The organism is Amycolatopsis sp. NPDC045836 (assembly GCF_056431745.1).
Window position 1 is genome coordinate 176,104 of sequence record NZ_JBWKKF010000005.1, and the last position, 20,314, is coordinate 196,417.

The following is a 20,314-nucleotide window of genomic DNA, read 5'->3' on the forward strand; positions in this document are numbered from 1 at the left end:
CGCCGGTCAGCGTGGCGCTATTCAGCCTGGCCGGCAGCAACTCGTGTAGTTGCTGCCACCCTCCAGCCTCGGTCCAGAGTCCGCACAACGCCTGACGGTCGTCCAGCCGCCGGGATGCGGAACCGACGCTCGACCCTGGGCAACAACGGCCCGATCAGCGAGACAAAGCAACGACAGGAGGTCGAGTTGGAATCAAGGATATCAGTGGTGCTGATTCCGCAACAGGCTTTGCCGATGCATCCGGATGCTGGTGTCCACGCTGGCCTGGAGTGTTTTGTTTGATTCAAGCAAGTCGGCATGCTCGGGCCATGACTCGACGGCTCTCTCGATCGTTTCGGCGGCAACTTCGGCAAGATCGGCTCCGGTGGCTTCAAGGCGCTTCTCCAGATAAGAGAAGGACTGAAGGTTGACTCGGGCGAAATCTCGGCTACCGCGTAGCTTGAGGCCGAGGTCCTCGGGTTCGTCGGCGCGATACGGCGCGGTGCTCACCAGGTCGTAAGCGGGGGAGAGGGCGGGAATGCGTTCGTTGAGATAGATCAGTGACCAGTTCTTGAGGTGCGCGTCGCCGTTGGATATGAGGGTGTTGAAGGTCAGTCGTCGGACGAATTCGCGCAATGACCGCACGTCCCGGCGTCGGTAGATCAGAGACGCGACAGTTTCGAAGTTTCCTTGGTATTTGTGATCAGGGTATACGTTGCGAACTTGGGCAAGGTCTTCAATGTGTACCGGTTGCCGGTGCGTGTCGCGGTCGAACCGCCGAACGGCGTATGCCCAGTCCTCATTTTCTGGCCAGATGTTGGCCGGTAGGTTGTCCAGGTTGTCCCGATGCACGAGCAGTACTTCGGGTACCTCGATGCCTGAAGCGGCTGCCAATGACATCATCGTGTACTCGTTGAGTGGCACATCCGAGTAGACGCGGTCCGGAAGTTTGACGATCCAGTCGCCACCTTCCCCGTGGGCTGGTAATGTCAGGCGGTCATCGTGTCGGATCATCGAAAACTTCAAGCCGACCCCAGCTAGGGAGAATCTCCACCCCTCGGGGGCTTCCTCGGTCACTGTTCCGGTCACCGCTGGGTCGGCGGGGATCCAGCCGTCACTTGACGTGACTTCCTCGGGGAAGACGCGCACGGCGCCGGGAAGGTCGTGTCCGACCTGGGCCAGCAGCTCCATTTCGCGATCGGTCGAAACTTTTCGATCTGCAGCTATCCACTTGCGTAATGGTCCTTCGGGGAGAAGGTTCGAGAACCAGGGAGGCAAGCGCAGGGCACTCGCGTGTCGAGCGGTGAGATCCTGCTCGAAGATTAGGCCGAGTACCGGTCTTCCCGGTTCGGACAAGTATTCCTCGGAGAATGAAAACCATGTGTAGTCGCCGCGTTGATGTAGCGTGCCGACGCGTTTCCTGCTGAGCCATACACCGTGGTTTTTCTCGGCTGTGGGCATCGCTAGCTCTCGTCGTCGACAATGAGGTAGGATAATGGTGGCGTGTCTTCGAATCCCCACTCGCACATCATTTGAAGGAAATTTTCCAAGTTTTCTTTGAGTAACTCGTGGCGCAACTCCAGCGCTTTCGCTGGCTGGCCGTTGCCGATCATGAAAACTATCTCTTCGGAGAGTATGTGGGATCGAAGGAATTCATTCCATGAGGTCTCGTCGTCCGGGTTGGGCTTGCCGGCGAGCTGTATGCCGACCTCTTCGGAGTCCACGTCGAGCGTTGGCATGAGAACCCGGTTCGCTGCCCATTGCCGGTAGCTCCTGGGGACGGACCTTTTCGGAGCGAGGTAGCGCACTGCCTCTCTTGCGGTACGGCGATCCGTCAGGCAGTTCGACAGGTCGGACACCTCATAGGGTTCCAGGGTGTCTGGATGGCGCGGCTTGTTCGCCCACCAGGAGCAGAGAACTATCTTCGTTGCTGCTTGATTGGTGGCAAAGCTGCCCAGGTCGAGTGTGGTCCTGTCGGTCCGCTCAACCAGTTCGAGGAGGTCGCGGACGGAGTTGTTGAGACTGTTCTCGTACACCCGTGAGCACAACATCCTGGCCGCGTCCCCCGTGCCGGCCTTGAACTGCTGCGGCCCGGCAATGGCTGCTCGCCAGTACCAGCGGCGGAGTAGCCTCCTGTTTCGCTGGTCCGGGTCGGGGTGGTGGGCGAAAAGGCGAACCAGGGGTGGCAGCAGGTAATGGTAGGCAAGCATGGAAAAATGCGGAACTTGTGCTTCGTTTTGCAGGAATTCGACTGCTCGCCGTATTGCTTCCTCTCCTTTTCGGAATGCCTCGTCGCGACTCTCCTCGTCGGTTGTGAACTCATCTCGGATGTCTCGCTTGACATCGCTTCCGCGTGGAGCGAGTACACTTTGCAGTACGGTGTTGCCGTCGATGGAGCCGAAATTCTGATCGGCGGCGATGTGTTCGGCGACGAGGTCGATGGTCAGTTGCCCTTCGACCTCTTGGTCGTTCAGGGCTGAGAAGATCTCGGCTCGGGTGAGTCGCTTGCCGTAGTTGTTCATTCGGTCGAAGATGTCTTGCAGTACTTTGGGGTCCTCTTGGCGGACCTGATAGGCGGGGATTCCGAACTGTCGCAATGTCCGAGTTATTCGACTGGCCTTGTCCAAATACTCGGAAATTTCCGGATGTGCGTTGAACCACAGGAGGATTTTCTGAAGATCGAACAGAACTGGCAATGGTATGACCATCGGGTCTTCGATCTTCGGTGGGCGGACGAAATCGTCGCTCCGGAGATCGTACGCCAATGCGAAGGTCGGTTCTTTTGCTCCTTCAGCGTGCAGTGAGTTCGCGAGACTGGTGATGCGTTGCTGGCCGTCGACCACCCATAGTGCCTCGGTGCTGGCCGGGGCTTCGATGTGGAGCTTTCCCAGGTGAAGGTGTTGCTGGTCTGCTTGCCTGACCCAGAGCAGCAAGCTCCCGACCGGGTAACCTCGGACGATGCTGTCGAAGAGCCTGCGTACGTCTTCCCAGTGCCAGCGGAAGTCCCGCTGGAAACTCGGTACTCGGATCTGACCGCTCCAGGCCATGTCCACCAGCGACTCAACATCGATGGTCGTCGTGTTGAGGGGCGAACTCAGAGTCATCGCCACGGCAGTCTCCTCTCCTCTGGTGAGAACCTTGCCAGACAGAGGCCGAACTGCGGCGCAGGAGGTGTCGGCGTGTGGTACGGCCGACCTAGGTGTAGTGGACGGCGAGTCCGGTCTGCCCAGGGTGGTGGGACGGGCGCAACACCAGATCCGAGTCGTAATCGCCGCTGTTCTGGAGGCGGTAGGGCAAGGGGGCGTCGTGTTCGGCGGACAGGGCCTTTTCCCGGATCAAGGCGACAGCAGCGGCCCGCTCCTCGGCGGAAACCCGGTCCGCACCGTAGACGGCGACCGGTGGCAACACCGACATGCCGGTGTACCACAAGGTGCCGTGCAGCAGGGGGAACAGCACCTGCTCCAGCTCCCCGTTGATGCCCCGCGGGCCGAACGCCGGGCCCCGGCTCCCCGCGGTCAGCACCACCAGCGCCCGCTTCCCGGCGAGCGTGCCCTCCCCGTACCGCAGCGTCCGCCCATCCGGCGCCTGCACCCCGTAGGCGAAGCCCTTCACGAAAACCCGGTCCACCCACCCCTTCAGGATCGCCGGCACGCTGTACCACCACAGCGGGAACTGCAGCACCACGGTGTCCGCCCACCGCAGCTTCGACTGCTCGGCCCGGATGTCCGCGCTCAGCGTCCCCGCCTCGTAAGCCCGCTTCGACGCCGGAGCGACGGCCAGCCTGCCCGGTTCCTCCTCCGGGAAGTCGTCCCGGTCGACGACGGCCTTCCACTTCATCGCGTAGAGGTCCGAAACCTGCACCTCGTGCCCGTGTTCGGTGAGCGCGGCCACACCCTCGTCCCGCAGGAGACCGCTGAGCGAAGCCTGTTCCGGATGCGCGAATACCCAAAGCACCTTCATGACCCCGATGCTGCGCCCGCCGGCCGACGCACACCAGTGGCCCAAAGGACAACATGTGCCAGAATTGGGCCATGTCACTCGTCGCCGCCTTCGTTCGTCACGGGGTGATGCCGTTGGAGCTGGGCATCGTGCACCAGCTCTTCGGGCGCGCCACCGCCCCCGGCGGGGAACGCCTGTACGACATCGTCACCTGCGCGCTCACCCCCGGCGAGGTCCGCACCGACGCCGACTTCCCGATCCACGTCGGCGCCGGGCCGGAGGTGCTGGCCGAGGCCGACACGGTGCTCGTGCTCGCCTCCCACGAACTCGACGAGACCGAAACCGAGGGCCGCCTGCCCGCCGGCCTCGCCGACGCGTTCGCCCGCATCCGGCCCGGCACCCGCATCGCCTCCATCTGCACCGGTGCCTTCGCGCTCGCCGCCGCCGGGCTGCTCGACGGCAGGCGCGCGACCACCCACTGGAAGTCCGCCGCCGAGTTCCGCCGCCTCTACCCGCGCGTCGACCTCGATCCGGACGTGCTCTACACCGACAACGGCGACGTGCTGACCTCCGCCGGGGAGGCCGCCAGCATCGACCTGTGCCTGCACATGATCCGCTGCGACCACGGCGTCGCGGTGGCCAACGAAGTGGCCAGGACCACCGTGGTGCCCCCGCACCGCGAGGGCGGCCAGGCCCAGTACATCCCGCGGCCCGTGCCCGAGCACCGCGCCTCGTCGACCGGGGAGGCCAGGGCGTGGGCGCTGGCGCACCTCGACCGCCCGCTCACCCGCCACGACCTGGCCGAACGGGCCGCGATGAGCGTGCGCACCTTCACCCGGCGGTTCCACGAGGAGGTCGGTACGTCGCCCGCGCGCTGGCTCACCCAGCAACGCGTGGAACGGGCCCGCCAGCTGCTGGAGGAGACCGATCTCCCGGTGGACCGCGTCGCCGAGAAGGCGGGCTTCGGCACGGCCTCCTCGCTGCGCCAGCACCTCCAGGCCGCGCTGGGGGTCTCGCCGAGCAGTTACCGGGCGACCTTCCGCGGGGGCTTGCCGTGATCGCCGATCCGGGCTAGAACTAGAACAGGTTCTAGCCGCGAGGCGACAGGAGGCCCGAGTGGACTTCACCCCCGGTGCGCAGCAGGCCGCGGTCACCGAGTTGGCGGCGCAGATCCTGCGCGGTGAAACCGATTCCTGGCCCGAGCTGGCCAAGGCGGGCCTGCTCGCGTTGCCGCTGCCCGCCGAGCTGGGCGGGGACGGGCTCGGTGTCGCGGAAGTGGCCGCGCTGCTCACCGAGGTCGGCCGCGTCGCCGCCGACGTCCCGGCGTGGCCGTCGCTCGCGCTGGGCGCGTTGCCCGTGGAGGCGTTCGGCAGCCCCGAGCAGCGGGCGGCGTTCCTGCCGGGCCTCGGTGACGGCACCGAGGTGGTCACCGCCGCGCTGCACGAACCGTCGGCGCCGTTCCCGCGCCGGCCGTCCACCAGCGCGCGGCCGGTCAGCGGCGGCTGGCTGCTCGACGGGGTGAAGACCGCGGTGCCCCGGGCGGCCGGGGCCACCCGCATCCTGGTTCCGGCGTCCCTGCCGGTCGGCACCGGGGTGTTCCTGGTCAGCCCGGACGCGCCCGGCGTGACCGTCGAGGAGTCGTACCGGTCCGGCACCACCCCCGAGCACCGGGTGACCCTTTCGGAAACTCCGGTCGGCGAAGGCGATCTGCTCGGCGGCGCGATCGACGGCGTGCACCGGTTCGCGCTGGCCGGTGCGCTGGCGGTGCTCGACGGCCTGCTCGCCGGGGCGCTCGAGCTGACCACCGAGCACGTGGGGACGCGCGTCCAGTTCGGCAGGCCGCTGGCCGCCTTCCAGGCCGTCGCGCAGCAGATCGCCGACGTCTACATCGCCTCGCGGACCGTGCACCTGTCCACCACCTCGGCGATCTGGCGCCTGGCCACCGATCGCGACGCCGACGAGGAACTCGGCATCGCCGCCTACTGGGCAGCCGAACAGGTGCCGCTCGCCATGGGCACCTGCCACCACCTGCACGGCGGGCTCGGCGTCGACACCAGCTACCCGCTGCACCGCTACTCGGCCGCCGCCAAGGACCTCGTGCGGTTCCTCGGCGGCCACGCGCACCGGCTCGGCGAACTGGCGGGGAGGGCCTGATGCACCTCGAACTGACCGCCGAGCAGCAGCAGCTCCGCGACGAACTGCGGGCCTACTTCGCCGGGCTGGTGTCCGCGGAGGAACGCCGGGCCATGGTGCGCGACCGCCACGGCGAGGTGTACCGGGAGATCGTCCGGCGCATGGGCCGTGACCGCTGGCTCGGCGTCGGCTGGCCGGAGGAGTACGGCGGCCGCGGGTTCGGCGAACTGGAGCAGCACATCTTCGCCGACGAAGCGGCACGCGCCGAGGTGCAGCTGCCCTCGGTGACCCTGCAGACCGTCGGCCCCACGCTGCAGGCGTTCGGCACCGAGGAGCAGAAGACCTTCTTCCTGCCCAGGATCCTCGACGGCGAGCTGCACTTCGCGATCGGCTACACCGAACCGGAAGCGGGCACCGACCTCGCCTCGCTGCGCACCACCGCCGTGCGCCGGGGCGACGAATACGTGGTCAACGGCCAGAAGGTGTTCACCACCGGCGGCCACGACGCCGACTACGTCTGGCTCGCCGTGCGCACCGATCCCGGCGCGCCCAAGCACAAGGGCATCTCGATCCTGATCGTCGACACCACCGATCCCGGCTACCGCTGGACGCCGATCATCACCTGCGACGGCGCGCACCACACCAACGCCACCTACTACACCGGCGTCCGGGTCCCGGCCAACCGGCTGGTCGGCGAGGAGAACGCCGGGTGGCGGCTGATCACCACGCAGCTCAACCACGAGCGCGTGATGCTCGGCCCGGCCGGGCGCCTCGGCGGCCTGCACGACCGGGTCCGGGCGTGGGCGGGGAAGCGCTCCACCCCGGACGGCACCCCGTTGCTGGACCTGCCCGACGTGCGGGCGGTGCTGGCCGAGACCCGGGCGGTGACCAGGGTGAACGAACTGCTCAACTGGCAGGTGGCGAGCGTGGCCAAACCGTCCGGGGTGGACATCGCGGACGCCTCCGCGACCAAGGTGCTCGGCTCGGAGCGGGTGCAGCGGATCGGCAGGCTCGCCGAGGAGGTGCTCGGGCGGCACGGGGACCCGGCCGATCCGGAGACCGCCGAGCTGGCCGAGCTGCTCGACCGGCTGGCCAAGCGGAACCTGGTGCTGACCTTCGGCGGTGGGGTGAACGAGGTCCAGCGCGAACTGATCGCCACCGCCGGGCTGAACCTGCCGAGGGTGCCGCGATGACGGGGGTGGGGATCGAGGCGGCGGCCGAGCGCATCGCCGCGCGGGGTGAGTCCGGCAGGCGGTTCGCCCGCGACCCGGTGAACCGGGCGATGGTGCACAACTGGGTCGAGGCGATCGGCGACGCGAACCCGGTGTACGTGGACGAGGAGTTCGCCGGGCGGTCGGTGCACGGCGGGCTGGTGGCCCCACCGGCGATGGCGCAGGTGTGGACGATGACCGGCCTGCACGGCACCCGGGCCGAGGACGACCCGCTGGGGGCGATGATGTCCGTGCTGGACGAGGCGGGTTACACCTCGGTGGTGGCGACCGACTCGGACCAGAACTACCACCGCTACCTGCGGCCGGGGGAGCACGTCTCGGCCACCACGCTGCTCGAAGGCGTTGCCGGGCCCAAGAAGACCGCCCTCGGCGAGGGCTGGTTCGTCACCACCAGGACGAACTGGTACGTGGGTGACGAACTGGTGGCGGACATGGTGTTCCGGTTGCTCAAGTTCCGCCCGCGCGAACCGGCGAAGATCGTCGAGGCGCCACCGGGGACCGCCGTGCTGCGTCCGGTGATCAGCCCGGACACGGCGTTCTTCTGGGAGGGCACCCGGGTCGGTGAACTGCGCATCCAGCGCTGGGGTGGGGTGCTGCGGCACCCGCCGGGCCCGATGCCACCGGACGGCGATCCCGGCGCGGTGCCGGACCACGTGGTCGCCTCCGGCCGCGGCACGGTCTACAGCTACGTGGTGCACCACCACCCGCCGGTGCCGGGCAAGGAACTGCCGTTCGTGGTCGCGCTGGTCGAACTGGAGGAGGGCGTGCGGGTGCTCGGGGAACTGCTGGACGCCGCTCCCAATAGCGTCCACATAGGACAGGCAGTGGAAGTGGCCTTCCTCCGGATCGACGACGAGCTGACCCTGCCGGCCTGGCGGGTGGTGTCGTGACCGCGCTGGTGGGCACCGAACTGCCCGAGCTGAAGGTCGAGGTGACGCCGACGTTCGTGATCAGCTCGGCGATCGCCACCCGCGACTTCCAGGACGTGCACCACGACCGGGACGCTGCGATCGCCCGCGGTTCGAAGGACATCTTCGTCAACATCCTCACCGACAACGGCTTGGTGCAGCGGTTCGTCTCCGGCTGGGCGGGTCCCGAAGCGCTGATCCGCTCGATCAAGATCCGGCTCGGCGTGCCGTGCTACGCCCACGACACGCTCGTTCTCGCCGGGCGGGTGTCCGAACAGGAGGGTGACGAGATCACCGTCGAAGTGAGCGCCCGCGGTGCGCTGGGTGACCACCTGACCGGCACCGTGCGGGTCGCCCTGCCCGGAGGTGCCGCGTGAAGGGCGGCGCCGCCATCGCCGGCATCGGCGCCACCGAGTTCTCCAAGGACTCCGGCCGCAGCGAACTCCGGCTGGCCGCGGAATGCGTGCGGGCGGCCGTGCTGGACGCCGGGCTGGAATTGTCCGATGTGGACGGACTGGTCAGCTTCACCATGGACGCCAGCAGCGAGATCTCGGTGGCCAGGGAACTGGGCATCGGTGAACTGACCTTCTTCAGCCGCATCCACTACGGCGGGGGCGCGGCGGCGGCCACCGTGCAGCAGGCGGCGATGGCGGTGAGCACCGGGGTGGCCGACGTGGTGGTGGCCTACCGGGCGTTCAACGAGCGCTCGGGACACCGCTTCGGCCGGGTGTCCGCGGCGGCGGCGCAGCAGGTGAACTCCTCGGGCGTGGACAACAGCTTCCACCACCCGATGGGCATCGCCACCCCGGCCGCGACGGTGGCCGTGCTGGCCAGGCGCTACCAGCACGAATACGGCGCCACCAGCGCGGACTTCGGCCGGGTGGCGGTGCTCGACCGCAAGCACGCGGCGACGAACCCGCACGCCTGGTTCCACGGCAAGCCGATCACGCTGGAGCAGCACCAGGCGTCCCGCTGGATCGCCGAACCGCTGCGGCTGCTCGACTGCTGCCAGGAGAGCGACGGCGGGGTGGCGCTGGTGATCACCGGCGTGGACCGCGCCCGCGACCTGCCGCACCCGCCCGCGGTGATCGCCGCGGCGGCCCAGGGCAGCGGCACCGACCAGTACGTGATGACCAGCTACTACCGCGACGACCTGGCCGCCCTGCCGGAAATGGGCGTGGTGGCCAGGCAGTTGTGGGCGCAGTCCGGGCTCTCACCGGCCGAGATGGACGTCGGTGTGCTCTACGACCACTTCACCCCGTACGTGCTCATGCAGCTGGAGCAACTGGGTTTCTGCGGCCGGGGCGAGGCGAAGGACTTCATCGCCGACGGGCACCTGGAACTGGACGGCTCGCTGCCGCTGAACCCGCACGGCGGGCAGCTGGGCGAGGCCTACATCCACGGCATGAACGGCATCGCCGAAGGCGTGCGCCAGCTCCGCGGCACGGCGGTCAACCAGGTCGACGGCGCCGGCCGCGTGCTGGTCACGGCGGGCACCGGGGTGCCGACCAGTGCCCTCGTGCTCACCTCGTGATCAGGCGGTGATCCGGACCGACGAGATCTGGTTGTCCCAGCCGATCAGGCCCAGGTCGGGCACGCTCTGGGTCAGTTCGCGCGCTTCGCCGAAGCAGCCCCAGCCCTTGAACACCTGCACCTTCACCGGGCCCGACAGCCGGATCGACGACACGCGGTCGTCCAGCGCGCCCAACTGCAGGCAGAACTCGCCGCTGCCGTGGATCAACTGCGTCTGCCCCTCGCCGCCGTAGCCGGGCAGGTCGTACAGGCCGACCAGCGCCGGTTCGGCTGCCTCGGTGGCCAGCGCGGGCGCGGCCAGCGCGCCGAGGGAAACGGCCGCGGCACCGGCACCGAGCGCGATGGTCCTGGCGATCTTTCCGAACATGCTCACCCCAGTTTTCGTCGTGTGGACGAAGTCGAGAATTCCACACGCGGAAAGGGACCCACCGGGTATTCACAGTGGCATGAACACACCTTCGGAAAGCACCACGGTGCTGCCCCGCTCGGGCACCGTGGCGACCACGAGGCACCGGCCGTTCTCACGCCAGATCGAACTGCGCAGGGTTTCGCCGGGGAAAACCACCCCGGCGAACTTGGCCGACCACGAACCGACCGCGGCGGCGTCCCCGTCGAGCACGGCGTCGGTCACGGCCTTGGCCACGATGCCGTAGGTGCACAGGCCGTGCAGGATCGGCCGGTCGTACCCGGCCCGCGCGGCGAACGCCGGATCGGCGTGCAGCGGGTTCCGGTCACCGCACAGCCGGTACAGCAACGCCTGCTGCGGCAGGGTCGGCGTGTCGAGCACCACGTCCGGCTCCCGGTCCGGCGGCTCGACCTTCGCCGTGCTGCCGCGGTGCCCGCCGAAGCCGCCCTCGCCCCTGGCGAAGATGCTCGACCGGGCAGTCCACAATGGACTACCGTGCTCGTCGGAGGCGGCCGTCTCGCGGATGATCACCGCGGCCTTGCCCTTGTCCAGCACGTCGACCACCTTCGTGCGCGCGGTGGCCTTGCCCGCCACCGGCAGCGGCCGGTGCGCGACGACCTCCTGGGTACCGTGCACCACGCGGGTCAGGTCGATCGACACCCCGGGAAAGGACACCGTGGGCGGCTCGGTCCAGTGGAACGAGGCCGCGACGGTGGCGAAGGTGGGCAGCACGCGCAAATCGTTTTCCAGCACGTAACGCAGTTCGCGCGGATCACCCGGATCGGCCCCCGCACCGAGCGCGAGGTGGTAGAGCTGCACGTCCGAAGAGGTCCAGGAGAACTGCTCCTCCGCGATTTCCGCGCCGATCGCGACAGCCGGGTCGATGGGCATGCGCACCACTCATTCGTAGGTGACCGAGACCTCGTCGGTGAGCGGAACCGACTGGCACGCCAGCACGATGCCCTCGCCGAGGTCGTCGGAATCGAGTACTTCGTTGTTGAGCATCCTGACCTCACCGGAGACCAGCCGGCAGGCGCAGGCACTGCACTGCCCGGCACGACAGGAGTAGGGCGCGTCGAACCCGGCGTCCAGCAGCAGGTCGAGCAGCTTGCGTTCCCGGGGCCACGGCAGCGAACGCTGCTCACCGTCGAGGTCGACGTGCACCGTGGCGGGTGGTTCGGCCGACTCCGCCACCACCTCGGCCGCTTCCTCGAACGGGTTCCCGTCCAGGGAAAGGAACTTTTCGAGGTGGATCAGCTTGCGGTCCCAGCCGAGCGCTTTCAGCCCGGTCTGCGCGACCTCCATGAACGGCTTGGGGCCGCACAGGAAGGCGGGGCGGCCGGGGAAGGCCGCCGCCAGCGCCTGCAACTGCTCGACCGAGGGCAGTCCCTGCACCGATTCCAGCCAGTGCACCACGGTGAGCCGGTCGGGGGACGCCGCGGACAGCTCACGCAGCTCCCGCGCGAAGATGACCGACTGCTCGTCCCGGTTGGCGTACACCAGCACCAGCCGGCCGGTGCCCTTGGCCAGCACCGACTTCACGATGGACAGCACCGGGGTGATGCCGCTGCCCGCGGCGAACAGCAGCAGGTCGGCGTCGAGGTCGGGCGGGCAGAACACCCCGGACGGCGGCAGCACGTCGAGCTCCGCGCCCGGCCGGATGTTGTCGCAGAGCCAGTTGGACGCGTACCCGGTCCGCTTCACCGTCACCGTCAGCGGATCGCCGGTGTGCGGGGAACTGGACAGCGAGTAGCAGCGCGCCACCGAACCGCAGCGATCGCTGGGCACGCGCAGGGTCAGGAACTGGCCGGGCCGGTAGTCCATGCCGGGTGCCGGTTCGAACACCAGCGAGTGCGCGTCGGCGGTTTCGGTGATCACGTCCGCCACCCGCAGGCGCCGGACGTCACCCACCGGCCACTCCCAGCACCCCGGCCCGCACGTCTTCGTCGATGCTGCGCTGCAACTCCGGGCAGGTGTCCTGCAACGCGGGCGGGCGGTCCGAAGCCGCGTGCACCGGGCACGCCACGCTGTCCGAGGTCCACTGGATGCTGGTGTGCTTGGGGCTGTTCTTCTTCACCAGCACGCGGACCGCGCAGGTGCGGCACCTGACCGGGACCAGGCCGCCGCTGAGGAAATCGCGGGTTTCCTCGGCCGAGGTGACCGGGGTGCCGAACGCGGTGTGGGGAGCGGCCACCTCAGACCTCCGCCTCGGCGGCCTGCCTGGCCAGGTTCTCCTGGACCTCCACCGCCCACACCTCGTTCGCCCGCGTGGTGTCCACTTCGAACTCGAACCGCCGGGTCATCTCCGGGGTGACGTCGGCGACGTCGACGTAGAACTGCTCGTACCAGCGCCGCAGCTGGTAGACCGGACCGTCCTCTTCGCACAGCAGCGGGTTGTCGATCCGCGACTTGTTCCGCCAGATCTCCACGTCCTGCAGGAAACCCACGCCGATGCTCTTGGCGAACTTGCCGGCGATCTTGTCCGCCTGCTCGTCGTCCACCCCGGGCAGCTTCTTCACGCTGACGCCCCACTGCAGCACGAACGAGTTCTCCGTGACCGGGTAGTGGCAGTTGATCAGCACGTTCTCGACCTCGAAGCCCTGGTAGGTGTTGAGCAGGGTGTTGATCATGTAGGACGGGCCGTAGTAGGAGGCTGCGGAGCGCAGCAGGTTCTCCTCGCCGCCGTAGTTCGAAGCCATGCCCACGTCCGGGCGGCCCTTGGTGTTCAGGTACTGGGTGGCGATGTGGCCCTCGAACACGTTCTTGAAGTAGGTCGGGAACGCGTAGTGGATGTAGAAGAAGTGGGCCATGTCGACCATGTTGTCGATGATCTCGCGGCAGTTGGAGTTCTCGATCAGCACCGAGTCCCAGGTCCAGTTGCTCCACTGGCCGCTGAAGATGCCGTCGATGCGCGGGATCGCCAGCTCCGCCGGTGGCGGGTTGCCCTCCGGGTCGTGCCAGACGAACAGCTGCTTGTTCTCCTCCAGCGTGGTCCACGCCCGGGTGCGGGCCCGCAGCGGCACCCGCTTGGCGTAGGGGATCGACTTGCACCTGCCGTCCCCGCCCCAGCGCCAGTCGTGGAACGGGCAGGCGATCTCCGCACCCTTGACCGTGCCCCGGGTCAGGTCACCGCCCATGTGGCGGCAGTAGCCGTCGAGCACGTTGAGCTTGCCGTCGCCGGACTGGAAGACCACCAGCTTGGTGCCGAAGGCGTTGATGGCGTGCGGTTTCCCGTCGCGGAACGAATCGGCGAGGCCGAGGCAGTGCCAGCCGCGCGCGAAGCGGGTCGGTGGCTGGCCTGCGTCGATCGTGCGGTAGCTCTCGGTCATCGCGTACCTCCGGTTCGATTCTTGGCCGCGAGGTCCTCGGCCGCAAGGTAGCCGAAGACCATCGCCGGCCCGATGGTCGCGCCCGGTCCCGCGTAGGTGTGGCCCATCACCGCGGCGCTGGTGTTGCCCGCCGCGTACAGCCCGTCGATCACCGAGCCGTCCGCGCGCAGCACCCTGGCGCGGGTGTCGGTCAGCAGGCCGCCCTTGGTGCCCAGGTCCCCGGGCACCACGCGGACCGCGTAGAACGGCGCCTGCGCCACCGGGCCGAGGCTCGGGTTGGGCTTGTTCCGCGGGTCGCCGTAGTAGTGGTCGTAGGCGCTCGCGCCCCGGCCGAAGTCCCGGTCCACACCGTCGCGCGCGAAGCCGTTGAAGCGGGTCACCGTGGCTTCGAGGCGACCGGCGGGCAGGCCGATCGCTTCGGCCAGTTCGCCGAGGGTGGCGGCCTTGGCCGCGATGCCGGCCTGGAACCAGCGGCCGGGCAGCGGCTGGCGCGGGCCGAGCCCGGTGAACATGTACCGGTTGCGGTTGCGCTGGTCGAAGACGAGCCAGGCGGGCACGTTCTCGCCGGGGCCGTCGCCCTGCCCGTACTGGCCGCCGTACATCGCGTGCACGGCTTCGACGTAGGGCGCGGACTCGTTGACGAACCGCTCGCCGCGTTCGTTGACCAGCAGGCAGCCGGGGCGCGAGCGCTCGGCCAGCGCGAACCACGGGCCGCCGGTCAGCGGAATGGACGGCCCCCACCACGCGTCGTCCATCAGGTCGGTGGCCGCGCCCAGCTTCAGCCCGGCGAGGATGCCGTCGCCGGTGTTGGCCTCCGCCCCGACCGTCCACTCCGTACCGATCGGCGGGCGCTGGTACTTGGCGCGCAGCTCGGCGTTGCGCTCGAACCCGCCGCAGGCCAGCACCACGCCGAGCCGGGCCCGGATCTCGGTGCCGTCGCCCACCAGCACACCGGTGACCCGATCGCCTTCGGTGCGCAGCTCGGTCAGCGGGGTGTTCAGCCGGACCGGCACTTCGGCCCGCAGCAGCCCGGCCCGCAGCCCGGCGGAGAGCGCCTGGCCCATGGCCAGCAGGCGTTTGCCGGTGACCCGGCCTGCCAGCCAGCGCCCGCCGAGGCGGAGCACCCGCAGGAGACCACGCGGGTGCCGGGCGAGCAGACTCAGCCAGCGGTAGTCGGCCTGCATCAGCGGCACCCCGGCGGGCGGGGCGCTGTACGGCGGTTCGAGGTTGCCCAACTCGGCGCCGAGCACCCGGGCGTCCAGTGGCTCCGGCTCGGCGGACCGCCCGCCGGACCGGCCGCCGGGTGCTTCGGGGTGGTAGTCGGAGTAGCCCGGCACCCAGCGCAGCCGCAGCGGCGTTTCGCGGTGGAGGAACTCGACCACCTCGGGACCGCGGTCGAGGTAGGTGTTCCGGCGCTCCGCCGGCACCACGTCGCCGACGATGGCTTCGAGGTACTCACGCGCCCGGTCGGGTGGTTCGTCGATCCCGGCCGCGCGCAGGGCCTCGTTGCCGGGGATCCACACCCCGCCACCGGAGCGCGCGGTGGAGCCGCCGTACTTGGCCGCCTTCTCCAGCACCACGACGCTCAGCCCGTGCCGGGCGGCGGCGAGTGCGGCGGTCATGCCGGCGGCCCCGCTGCCGACCACGACGACGTCGAACTCGTCGGGCATCCGTGCCTCCCGTGTTACTGGAACGCGTTATAGAAAATGAGCTGCTGGTGCTTGCGCTATCGGCCACCATAGACGAGAACGTGTTTCAGTTCTAGGCTGGCGGACGTGAGCCGAGCTGTGCAAACCGGGGTGCTGGTGGTCGGGTTCGGGGCGGCGGGGGCGTGTGCCGCGCTGGAAGCCGCCGAAGCCGGGGCGGACGTGCTGGTGCTCGACCGCTTCCACGGCGGCGGGGCGACCGCGCTCAGCGGCGGCATCGTCTACGCGGGCGGGGGCACCGCGCAACAGCGGGACGCGGGTGTCACCGATTCGGTCGACGCCATGCACGCCTACCTCCGGCTGGAGGCCGGGGACGTGGTGAGCGAGCGGACCCTGCGGGCGTTCTGCGAGGGCAGCGCCGAGATGGTGCGCTGGCTCGAACGCCACGGGGTGCCGTTCGAGGGCAGCCTGTGCCCGGACAAGACGTCGTACCCGGGCAACCGCCACTACCTGTACTACTCCGGCAGCGAATCGTCCGGCGGCTTCCGCGACGTCGCCGCGCCCGCACCACGCGGACATCGCGCGAAGGGCCGGGGGACCTCGGGGAAAGCCCTGTTCGAGCCGCTCGCCGCCCAGGTCCGCCGCCGGGCCGCGGTGTGGCCGCAGACCCGGGTCCGGCGCCTGGTCCAGGCGAGCGACGGCACGGTGACCGGGGTGCTCGCGACAACGCTGCGTGACGCACCGGCGTGGGCGCGGCTGCTGCACCGGCGACTCGGCCGGTGGTCAGCGAAACCCGGCATCTACGTGCCCGCGCTGCGGAAACCGCTGCACCGGCGGGTGGTGGCGATCGAGCGGCGGTTCGGGCGGGAGGTGGAGATCTCGGCACGCAGCGTGATCCTCGCGGCCGGTGGGTTCATCGCCAACCGCGAGTGGGTGCGCGCGCACGCCCCCGCCTACCGCCGCGGCCTGCAACTCGGCACCGCCGGCGACGACGGTTCGGGCATCGAGCTGGGCACCTCGGCCGGTGGTGCCACGGCGGAACTCGGGCGCGTGTCCGCGTGGCGCTTCCTGACCCCGCCGAGCGCGTTCCTCGGCGGCCTGCTGGTCGACGAGCAGGGGCAGCGGGTGATCGACGAATCCCGGTACGGCGCCGCCGTCGGGGAGGAGCTGATCCGGCGGCACGGCGGCAAGGGCTGGCTCCTGCTCGACGACGAGCTGATCCGGCGGGCCCGGGCCCAGCGCGACGTGCAGTGGTTCCAGTGGTTGCAGACGCGGTACCTGCTCAAGCGCGGGCGGGTGAGCGGTGGCACGCTCGCCGAGGTGGCGCGGCGGGCCGGGATCGATCCGGACGGGCTGGCCGCGACCGTGGCGGCCGCGGCCGCCGAACCCGATCCGATGGGCAAGCCCGCCGCTTTCACCCACCGGTTCGGCAACTCGCCGTATTCACTGGTCGACGTGTCGATCCGGCCGAGCCTGGCCTTCCCGTGCCCGATGCTCACCCTCGGCGGCCTGGTGGTGGCCGAGGACAGCGGTCAGGTGCTCGACGAGCGGCGGCGGCCGATCCCCGGTCTGTACGCGGCCGGGCGCACCGCGGTGGGAATCTGTTCTCGTTCCTACGTGAGCGGCCTGTCGCTGGCCGACTGCGTGTTTTCCGGTCGTCGCGCCGGGAAGCACAGTGGGCGGACGCTGCGGGAACTCGACAAAAACGAGAACGTGTTCTAGTCTTGGGCGCATGACAGAGCCGAGTGTCGGCGGTGTGCTCGCCGGGGTCTCCGAGCTGCTCCCCGTGTTGCGGGAGCGGGCGCAGGAGGCCGAGGACGCCCGCCGCATTCCCGAAGAGTCGATCAAGGCGTTGCAGGAGACCGGGTTCTTCAAGCTGCTGCAACCCAAGCCGTACGGCGGCTACGAAGCCGACCCGGTTTCCTTCTACACCGCGGTGAAGCACATCGCGAGCGCCTGCGGGTCCACCGGCTGGGTGGCCTCCATCCTCGGGGTGCACCCCTGGCACCTGGCGTTGTTCGACGCGCAGGCACAGGAAGACGTCTGGAGCGCCGACCACGAGGTCCGGCTGTCCTCCTCGTACGCGCCGATGGGCAAGGCCACCGCGGTCGACGGCGGTTACCGGCTCAGCGGGCGCTGGAGCTTCTCCTCCGGGTGTGACCACGCCACCTGGGTGCTGCTGGGGGCGCCCGCGTTCGACGCCGGGGGCAAGCCGGTCGACTTCTGCACCTACCTGCTGCCGATCGCCGACTACACCATCGAAGACGTCTGGGACACCGTGGGGCTGCGGGGCACCGGCAGCAACGACGTCATCGTCGAAGACGTGTTCGTGCCGTCGCACCGGGCGCTCAGCTTCGTCGCCACCTCGAAGTGCAAGACCCCCGGCCAGGCCGTCAATCCCGGCCCGCTCTACCGGCTGCCCTACGGCTCGGTGCACCCGTCGACCATCACCGCGCCGATCATCGGCATGGCGCAGGGCGCCTACGACGCGCACGTGGAGTTCCAGCGCGGTCGCGTGCGGGCCGCCTACGCCGGTGAGCAGTCCAAAGAGGACCCGTTCGCCAAGGTGCGGATCGCCGAGGCGGCCAGCGAGATCGACGCCGCCTGGCTCCAGCTGACGCACAACATCGACGAGCTGTACCGGCTGGCGTGCGCGGGGGAGAAGCTGCCGTTCGCCACCCGGCTGCGGGTCCGGCGCGACCAGGTGCGCGGCACCGAACGCGCGATCGCCGCGATCGACCGCCTCTTCGAGAACTCCGGCGGCCGCGCGCTGCGCTCCGGCACGCCGATCCAGCGCTTCTGGCGGGACGCGCACGCCGGCCGGGTGCACGCGGCCAACGACCCGGAACGCGCCTACGTCATGTACGGCACCGGCGAGTTCGGGCTGCCGGTGGAGAACGGGATGGTGTGACCGTGACCGAAGGCCAGTACGCCCAGGTGACGCCGGACCTCCGGCTGCACTACCACGAAACCGGGGCCGAGCACGAGGAGGCGGTGATCCTGCTGCACGGCGGCGGGCCCGGCGCCTCGGCGTGGAGCAACTTCGGCCGCAACCTGCCGGTGTTCGGCAAGTCCTTCCGCACCATCGCGGTGGACCAGCCGGGCTTCGGCCGCTCCGGCAAGCCCACCGAGCACCCGCAGTACTTCACGCACAGCGCGAACGCCGTGGTGGCGCTGATGGACCACCTCGGGATCGAGCGCGCGCACCTGGTCGGCAACTCCCTCGGCGGGGGCGCGGCGGTCCGGCTCGCGCTGGACCACGGTGGCCGCGCGGGGCGGCTGGTGCTGATGGGGCCCGGCGGGGTGAGCGTGAACGTGTTCGCGCCGGACCCGACCGAGGGGGTGGGCAAGCTCGGCGCGTTCGGGGCGAAGCCGACCCGGGAGCGCATGGAAGCCTTCCTCCGGGTGATGGTGCACGACCAGTCGCTGATCACCGACGAGCTGATCGACGAGCGGTTCGCGCTGGCGAGCACGCCGGAGTCGCTGGCCGCGATGCGGGCGATGGGCGCGTCGTTCATGCGTCCCGACAGCTTCGAGCAGGGCATGCTGTGGCGTGAGGTGCACCGGCTGCGCCAGCGCGTGCTGCTGGTCTGGGGCCGGGAAGACCGGGTGAACCCGCTCGACGGCGCGCTGGTGGCGTTGAAGACCATTCCGCGGGCCGAGCTGCACGTGTTCGGGCGCTGCGGGCACTGGGCGCAGGTGGAGAAGTTCGACGAGTTCAACCGGCTCGCCATCGAATTCCTCGGCGGAGGGGTGAACTGATGGGCATCCGATCGCTGGGTTATCTGCGCATCGAGGCCACGGACGTGCCCGCGTGGCGCGAATACGGGCTCAAGGTGCTCGGCATGGTCGAGGGCGAGGGCACCGATCCGGAGGCGCTGTACCTGCGGATGGACGACTTCCCGGCGCGGCTGGTGATCGTGCCCGGCTCGGCGGACCGCCTGGCGCAGGCCGGGTGGGAGGTGGCGAACGCCGCCGAGCTGGAGGAGGTGCGCCAGAGCCTGGCCGCGCACGAGGTGCCGTTCAAGGAGGGCACCGCGGAGCAGCTGGCCGACCGGCACGTGGTCGAGATGATCACCTTCGAGGACCCGTCCGGCAACACCCAGGAGGTGTTCCACGGCATCGCGCTGCAGCACCGGCGGGTGGTCAGCCCGTACGGGCACCGGTTCGTCACCGAGGAACAGGGCCTCGGGCACGTGGTGCTGTCCACCCACGACGACGGCGCGGCCCTGCGGTTCTACCGGGACGTGCTGGGCTTCCGGCTGCGGGATTCGATGCGGTTGCCCCCGCAGTTCGTCGGCAGGCCCGCCGGCGGCGAGCCTGCCTGGCTGCGGTTCTTCGGCTGCAACCCGCGGCACCACAGCCTGGCGTTCCTGCCGATGCCGGTGCCGAGCGGCATCGTGCACCTGATGGTCGAGGTGGAGAACACCGACGACGTGGGCCTGTGCCTGGACCGCGCGCTGCGGCGGAAGGTGCCGATGTCGGCGACGCTGGGCAGGCACGTCAACGACCTGATGCTGTCGTTCTACATGAAGACGCCCGGCGGGTTCGACATCGAATTCGGCTGCGAGGGCCGTCAGGTCGACGACGACAACTGGATGGCGCGCGAGAGCACCGCCGTGTCGTTGTGGGGGCACGACTTCTCGATCGGGGCGCAAGAGCGGTGACGGCCGCGGCGGCGATCGAGGCGGCGCGGTTCCGCGCGGTGCTGGGGCACTTCTGCACCGGTGTCGCGGTGGTGACGGGGCACGACGGTGCTTCGCCGGTGGGTTTCGCCTGCCAGTCCTTCGCGGCTCTTTCCCTCGATCCGCCGCTGGTCCTCTTCTGCGTTTCCGTCAATTCGGGTTCTTGGCCGGTCATCGCGCGCAGCGGTTCCTTCGCGGTGAACGTGCTTTCGGAGGAACAGCAGGAGCTTTCCGCGGTTTTCGGGGCGCGGGGGGCCGACAAGTTCGCCTCGGTGGCGTGGCACCCGGCCCCGTCCGGTTCGCCCTTGCTGGACGGGGCGCTCACCTGGCTCGACTGCTCGGTGGAAACCGTGCACCAGGCCGGAGACCACTACGTCGTCATCGGCCGGGTGCGCGCTTTGGGTGCCGAAGCCGAGGATTCCGGTGCGCCCCTGCTTTTCTACCGTGGCCAGTATGCGGCGAAGCGGGCGCGGACGGAAATCGACAAACTGTTCGACTGGCCCCGCCCGGACGATTGGCTGTAG

20 protein-coding genes are annotated in these 20,314 nt (G+C 69.4%); 11 read left to right on the forward strand and 9 right to left on the reverse strand.

All coding sequences use genetic code 11. The features are described from left to right. Window positions 1–201: 201 nt before the first annotated feature. From AC07EG_RS10545 to AC07EG_RS10555, 3 genes are all read right to left on the reverse strand, one after another. Window positions 202–1,440, reverse strand: coding sequence for a type II toxin-antitoxin system HipA family toxin (locus AC07EG_RS10545; RefSeq protein WP_478252784.1), 1,239 nt, complete (start codon window positions 1,438–1,440; stop codon window positions 202–204). A gap of 2 nt (window positions 1,441–1,442) precedes the next feature. Continuing rightward, window positions 1,443–3,083 carry a DUF262 domain-containing protein gene (locus tag AC07EG_RS10550; RefSeq protein WP_478253082.1) on the reverse strand — a complete coding sequence of 547 codons (1,641 nt, stop codon included), beginning with the start codon at window positions 3,081–3,083 and terminating at the stop codon, window positions 1,443–1,445. A 91-nt stretch (window positions 3,084–3,174) separates the two neighbouring features. Further along, entirely contained in the window at window positions 3,175–3,939 is a 765-nt protein-coding gene (locus AC07EG_RS10555) for an NAD(P)H-dependent oxidoreductase (protein ID WP_478252785.1), read from the reverse strand. A 71-nt stretch (window positions 3,940–4,010) separates the two neighbouring features. Between AC07EG_RS10555 and AC07EG_RS10560 the strand changes: the two genes are divergently transcribed. From AC07EG_RS10560 to AC07EG_RS10585, 6 genes are read left to right on the forward strand one after another with little or no spacing between them, the layout of a single operon-like run. Next, entirely contained in the window at window positions 4,011–4,976 is a 966-nt protein-coding gene (locus tag AC07EG_RS10560) for a GlxA family transcriptional regulator (protein WP_478252786.1), read from the forward strand. 58 nt (window positions 4,977–5,034) lie between these two features. Further along, entirely contained in the window at window positions 5,035–6,072 is a 1,038-nt protein-coding gene (locus AC07EG_RS10565) for an acyl-CoA dehydrogenase family protein (RefSeq protein ID WP_478252787.1), read from the forward strand. Continuing rightward, window positions 6,072–7,244 (forward strand): acyl-CoA dehydrogenase family protein, encoded by a 1,173-nt coding sequence (locus tag AC07EG_RS10570; protein ID WP_478252788.1) that lies wholly within the window; start codon window positions 6,072–6,074, stop codon window positions 7,242–7,244. Before AC07EG_RS10565 ends, AC07EG_RS10570 begins: the two co-directional genes overlap by 1 nt. Window positions 7,245–7,249: 5 nt before the next feature. After that, entirely contained in the window at window positions 7,250–8,173 is a 924-nt protein-coding gene (locus tag AC07EG_RS10575; RefSeq protein WP_478253083.1) for a bifunctional MaoC family dehydratase N-terminal/OB-fold nucleic acid binding domain-containing protein, read from the forward strand. Next, a complete protein-coding gene (locus AC07EG_RS10580; protein WP_478252789.1) occupies window positions 8,170–8,568 on the forward strand; it encodes a MaoC family dehydratase in 399 nt (132 codons plus the stop codon). The genes AC07EG_RS10575 and AC07EG_RS10580 overlap by 4 nt, the downstream gene beginning before the upstream one ends. Next, entirely contained in the window at window positions 8,565–9,725 is a 1,161-nt protein-coding gene (locus AC07EG_RS10585; RefSeq protein ID WP_478252790.1) for a lipid-transfer protein, read from the forward strand. Before AC07EG_RS10580 ends, AC07EG_RS10585 begins: the two co-directional genes overlap by 4 nt. Here the strand turns inward: AC07EG_RS10585 and AC07EG_RS10590 are convergent, their stop codons facing one another. From AC07EG_RS10590 to kstD, 6 genes are all read right to left on the reverse strand, one after another. After that, complete coding sequence (locus AC07EG_RS10590) at window positions 9,726–10,097, reverse strand: hypothetical protein (protein ID WP_478252791.1); 372 nt, start codon at window positions 10,095–10,097, stop codon at window positions 9,726–9,728. Between the two features lie 63 nt (window positions 10,098–10,160). After that, window positions 10,161–11,021 carry a MaoC/PaaZ C-terminal domain-containing protein gene (locus tag AC07EG_RS10595; RefSeq protein ID WP_478252792.1) on the reverse strand — a complete coding sequence of 287 codons (861 nt, stop codon included), beginning with the start codon at window positions 11,019–11,021 and terminating at the stop codon, window positions 10,161–10,163. A 9-nt stretch (window positions 11,022–11,030) separates the two neighbouring features. Continuing rightward, the gene (locus AC07EG_RS10600) at window positions 11,031–12,041 is read right to left on the reverse strand and encodes a 2Fe-2S iron-sulfur cluster-binding protein (RefSeq protein WP_478252793.1); all 1,011 of its coding nucleotides are present in this window, start codon (window positions 12,039–12,041) and stop codon (window positions 11,031–11,033) included. Beyond that, on the reverse strand, window positions 12,034–12,324 hold the full coding sequence (locus AC07EG_RS10605) for a hypothetical protein (protein WP_478252794.1): 291 nt from the start codon (window positions 12,322–12,324) through the stop codon (window positions 12,034–12,036). Before AC07EG_RS10605 ends, AC07EG_RS10600 begins: the two co-directional genes overlap by 8 nt. 1 nt (window position 12,325) lies before the next feature. Continuing rightward, entirely contained in the window at window positions 12,326–13,459 is a 1,134-nt protein-coding gene (locus AC07EG_RS10610; RefSeq protein ID WP_478252795.1) for a 3-ketosteroid-9-alpha-monooxygenase, oxygenase component, read from the reverse strand. Next, on the reverse strand, window positions 13,456–15,129 hold the full coding sequence (gene kstD, locus AC07EG_RS10615; protein ID WP_478252796.1) for a 3-oxosteroid 1-dehydrogenase: 1,674 nt from the start codon (window positions 15,127–15,129) through the stop codon (window positions 13,456–13,458). The genes AC07EG_RS10610 and kstD overlap by 4 nt, the downstream gene beginning before the upstream one ends. A gap of 105 nt (window positions 15,130–15,234) precedes the next feature. Here kstD and AC07EG_RS10620 point away from each other — a divergent pair, with 105 nt between their 5' ends. Genes AC07EG_RS10620 through hsaB form a run of 5 tightly spaced genes read left to right on the forward strand, consistent with a single transcriptional unit; the run spans window position 15,235 to window position 20,314 of the window. Beyond that, window positions 15,235–16,827: an FAD-binding protein gene (locus AC07EG_RS10620; RefSeq protein ID WP_478252797.1), complete on the forward strand. Its 1,593-nt coding sequence runs from the start codon at window positions 15,235–15,237 to the stop codon at window positions 16,825–16,827. Between the two features lie 10 nt (window positions 16,828–16,837). Beyond that, entirely contained in the window at window positions 16,838–18,016 is a 1,179-nt protein-coding gene (gene hsaA / locus AC07EG_RS10625; RefSeq protein ID WP_478252798.1) for a 3-hydroxy-9,10-secoandrosta-1,3,5(10)-triene-9,17-dione monooxygenase oxygenase subunit, read from the forward strand. A 2-nt stretch (window positions 18,017–18,018) separates the two neighbouring features. Beyond that, window positions 18,019–18,867: a 4,5:9,10-diseco-3-hydroxy-5,9,17-trioxoandrosta-1(10),2-diene-4-oate hydrolase gene (gene hsaD, locus AC07EG_RS10630; RefSeq protein ID WP_478252799.1), complete on the forward strand. Its 849-nt coding sequence runs from the start codon at window positions 18,019–18,021 to the stop codon at window positions 18,865–18,867. After that, the gene (gene hsaC, locus AC07EG_RS10635; protein ID WP_478252800.1) at window positions 18,867–19,772 is read left to right on the forward strand and encodes an iron-dependent extradiol dioxygenase HsaC; all 906 of its coding nucleotides are present in this window, start codon (window positions 18,867–18,869) and stop codon (window positions 19,770–19,772) included. Before hsaD ends, hsaC begins: the two co-directional genes overlap by 1 nt. Further along, complete coding sequence (hsaB, locus tag AC07EG_RS10640; RefSeq protein ID WP_478252801.1) at window positions 19,769–20,314, forward strand: 3-hydroxy-9,10-secoandrosta-1,3,5(10)-triene-9,17-dione monooxygenase reductase subunit; 546 nt, start codon at window positions 19,769–19,771, stop codon at window positions 20,312–20,314. The genes hsaC and hsaB overlap by 4 nt, the downstream gene beginning before the upstream one ends.

Excerpts from the sequence above, each read along its gene's own strand:
- AC07EG_RS10595 (WP_478252792.1), bottom strand. The coding sequence starts at position 11,021 with ATGCCCATCGACCCGGCTGTCGCGATCGGCGCGGAAATCGCGGAGGAG.
- AC07EG_RS10550 (WP_478253082.1), bottom strand. The coding sequence starts at position 3,083 with ATGACTCTGAGTTCGCCCCTCAACACGACGACCATCGATGTTGAGTCG.
- AC07EG_RS10545 (WP_478252784.1), bottom strand. The coding sequence starts at position 1,440 with ATGCCCACAGCCGAGAAAAACCACGGTGTATGGCTCAGCAGGAAACGC.
- AC07EG_RS10570 (WP_478252788.1), top strand. The coding sequence starts at position 6,072 with ATGCACCTCGAACTGACCGCCGAGCAGCAGCAGCTCCGCGACGAACTG.
- AC07EG_RS10560 (WP_478252786.1), top strand. The coding sequence starts at position 4,011 with ATGTCACTCGTCGCCGCCTTCGTTCGTCACGGGGTGATGCCGTTGGAG.
- AC07EG_RS10555 (WP_478252785.1), bottom strand. The coding sequence starts at position 3,939 with ATGAAGGTGCTTTGGGTATTCGCGCATCCGGAACAGGCTTCGCTCAGC.
- hsaC (WP_478252800.1), top strand. The coding sequence starts at position 18,867 with ATGGGCATCCGATCGCTGGGTTATCTGCGCATCGAGGCCACGGACGTG.
- hsaA (WP_478252798.1), top strand. The coding sequence starts at position 16,838 with ATGACAGAGCCGAGTGTCGGCGGTGTGCTCGCCGGGGTCTCCGAGCTG.
- AC07EG_RS10610 (WP_478252795.1), bottom strand. The coding sequence starts at position 13,459 with ATGACCGAGAGCTACCGCACGATCGACGCAGGCCAGCCACCGACCCGC.
- kstD (WP_478252796.1), bottom strand. The coding sequence starts at position 15,129 with ATGCCCGACGAGTTCGACGTCGTCGTGGTCGGCAGCGGGGCCGCCGGC.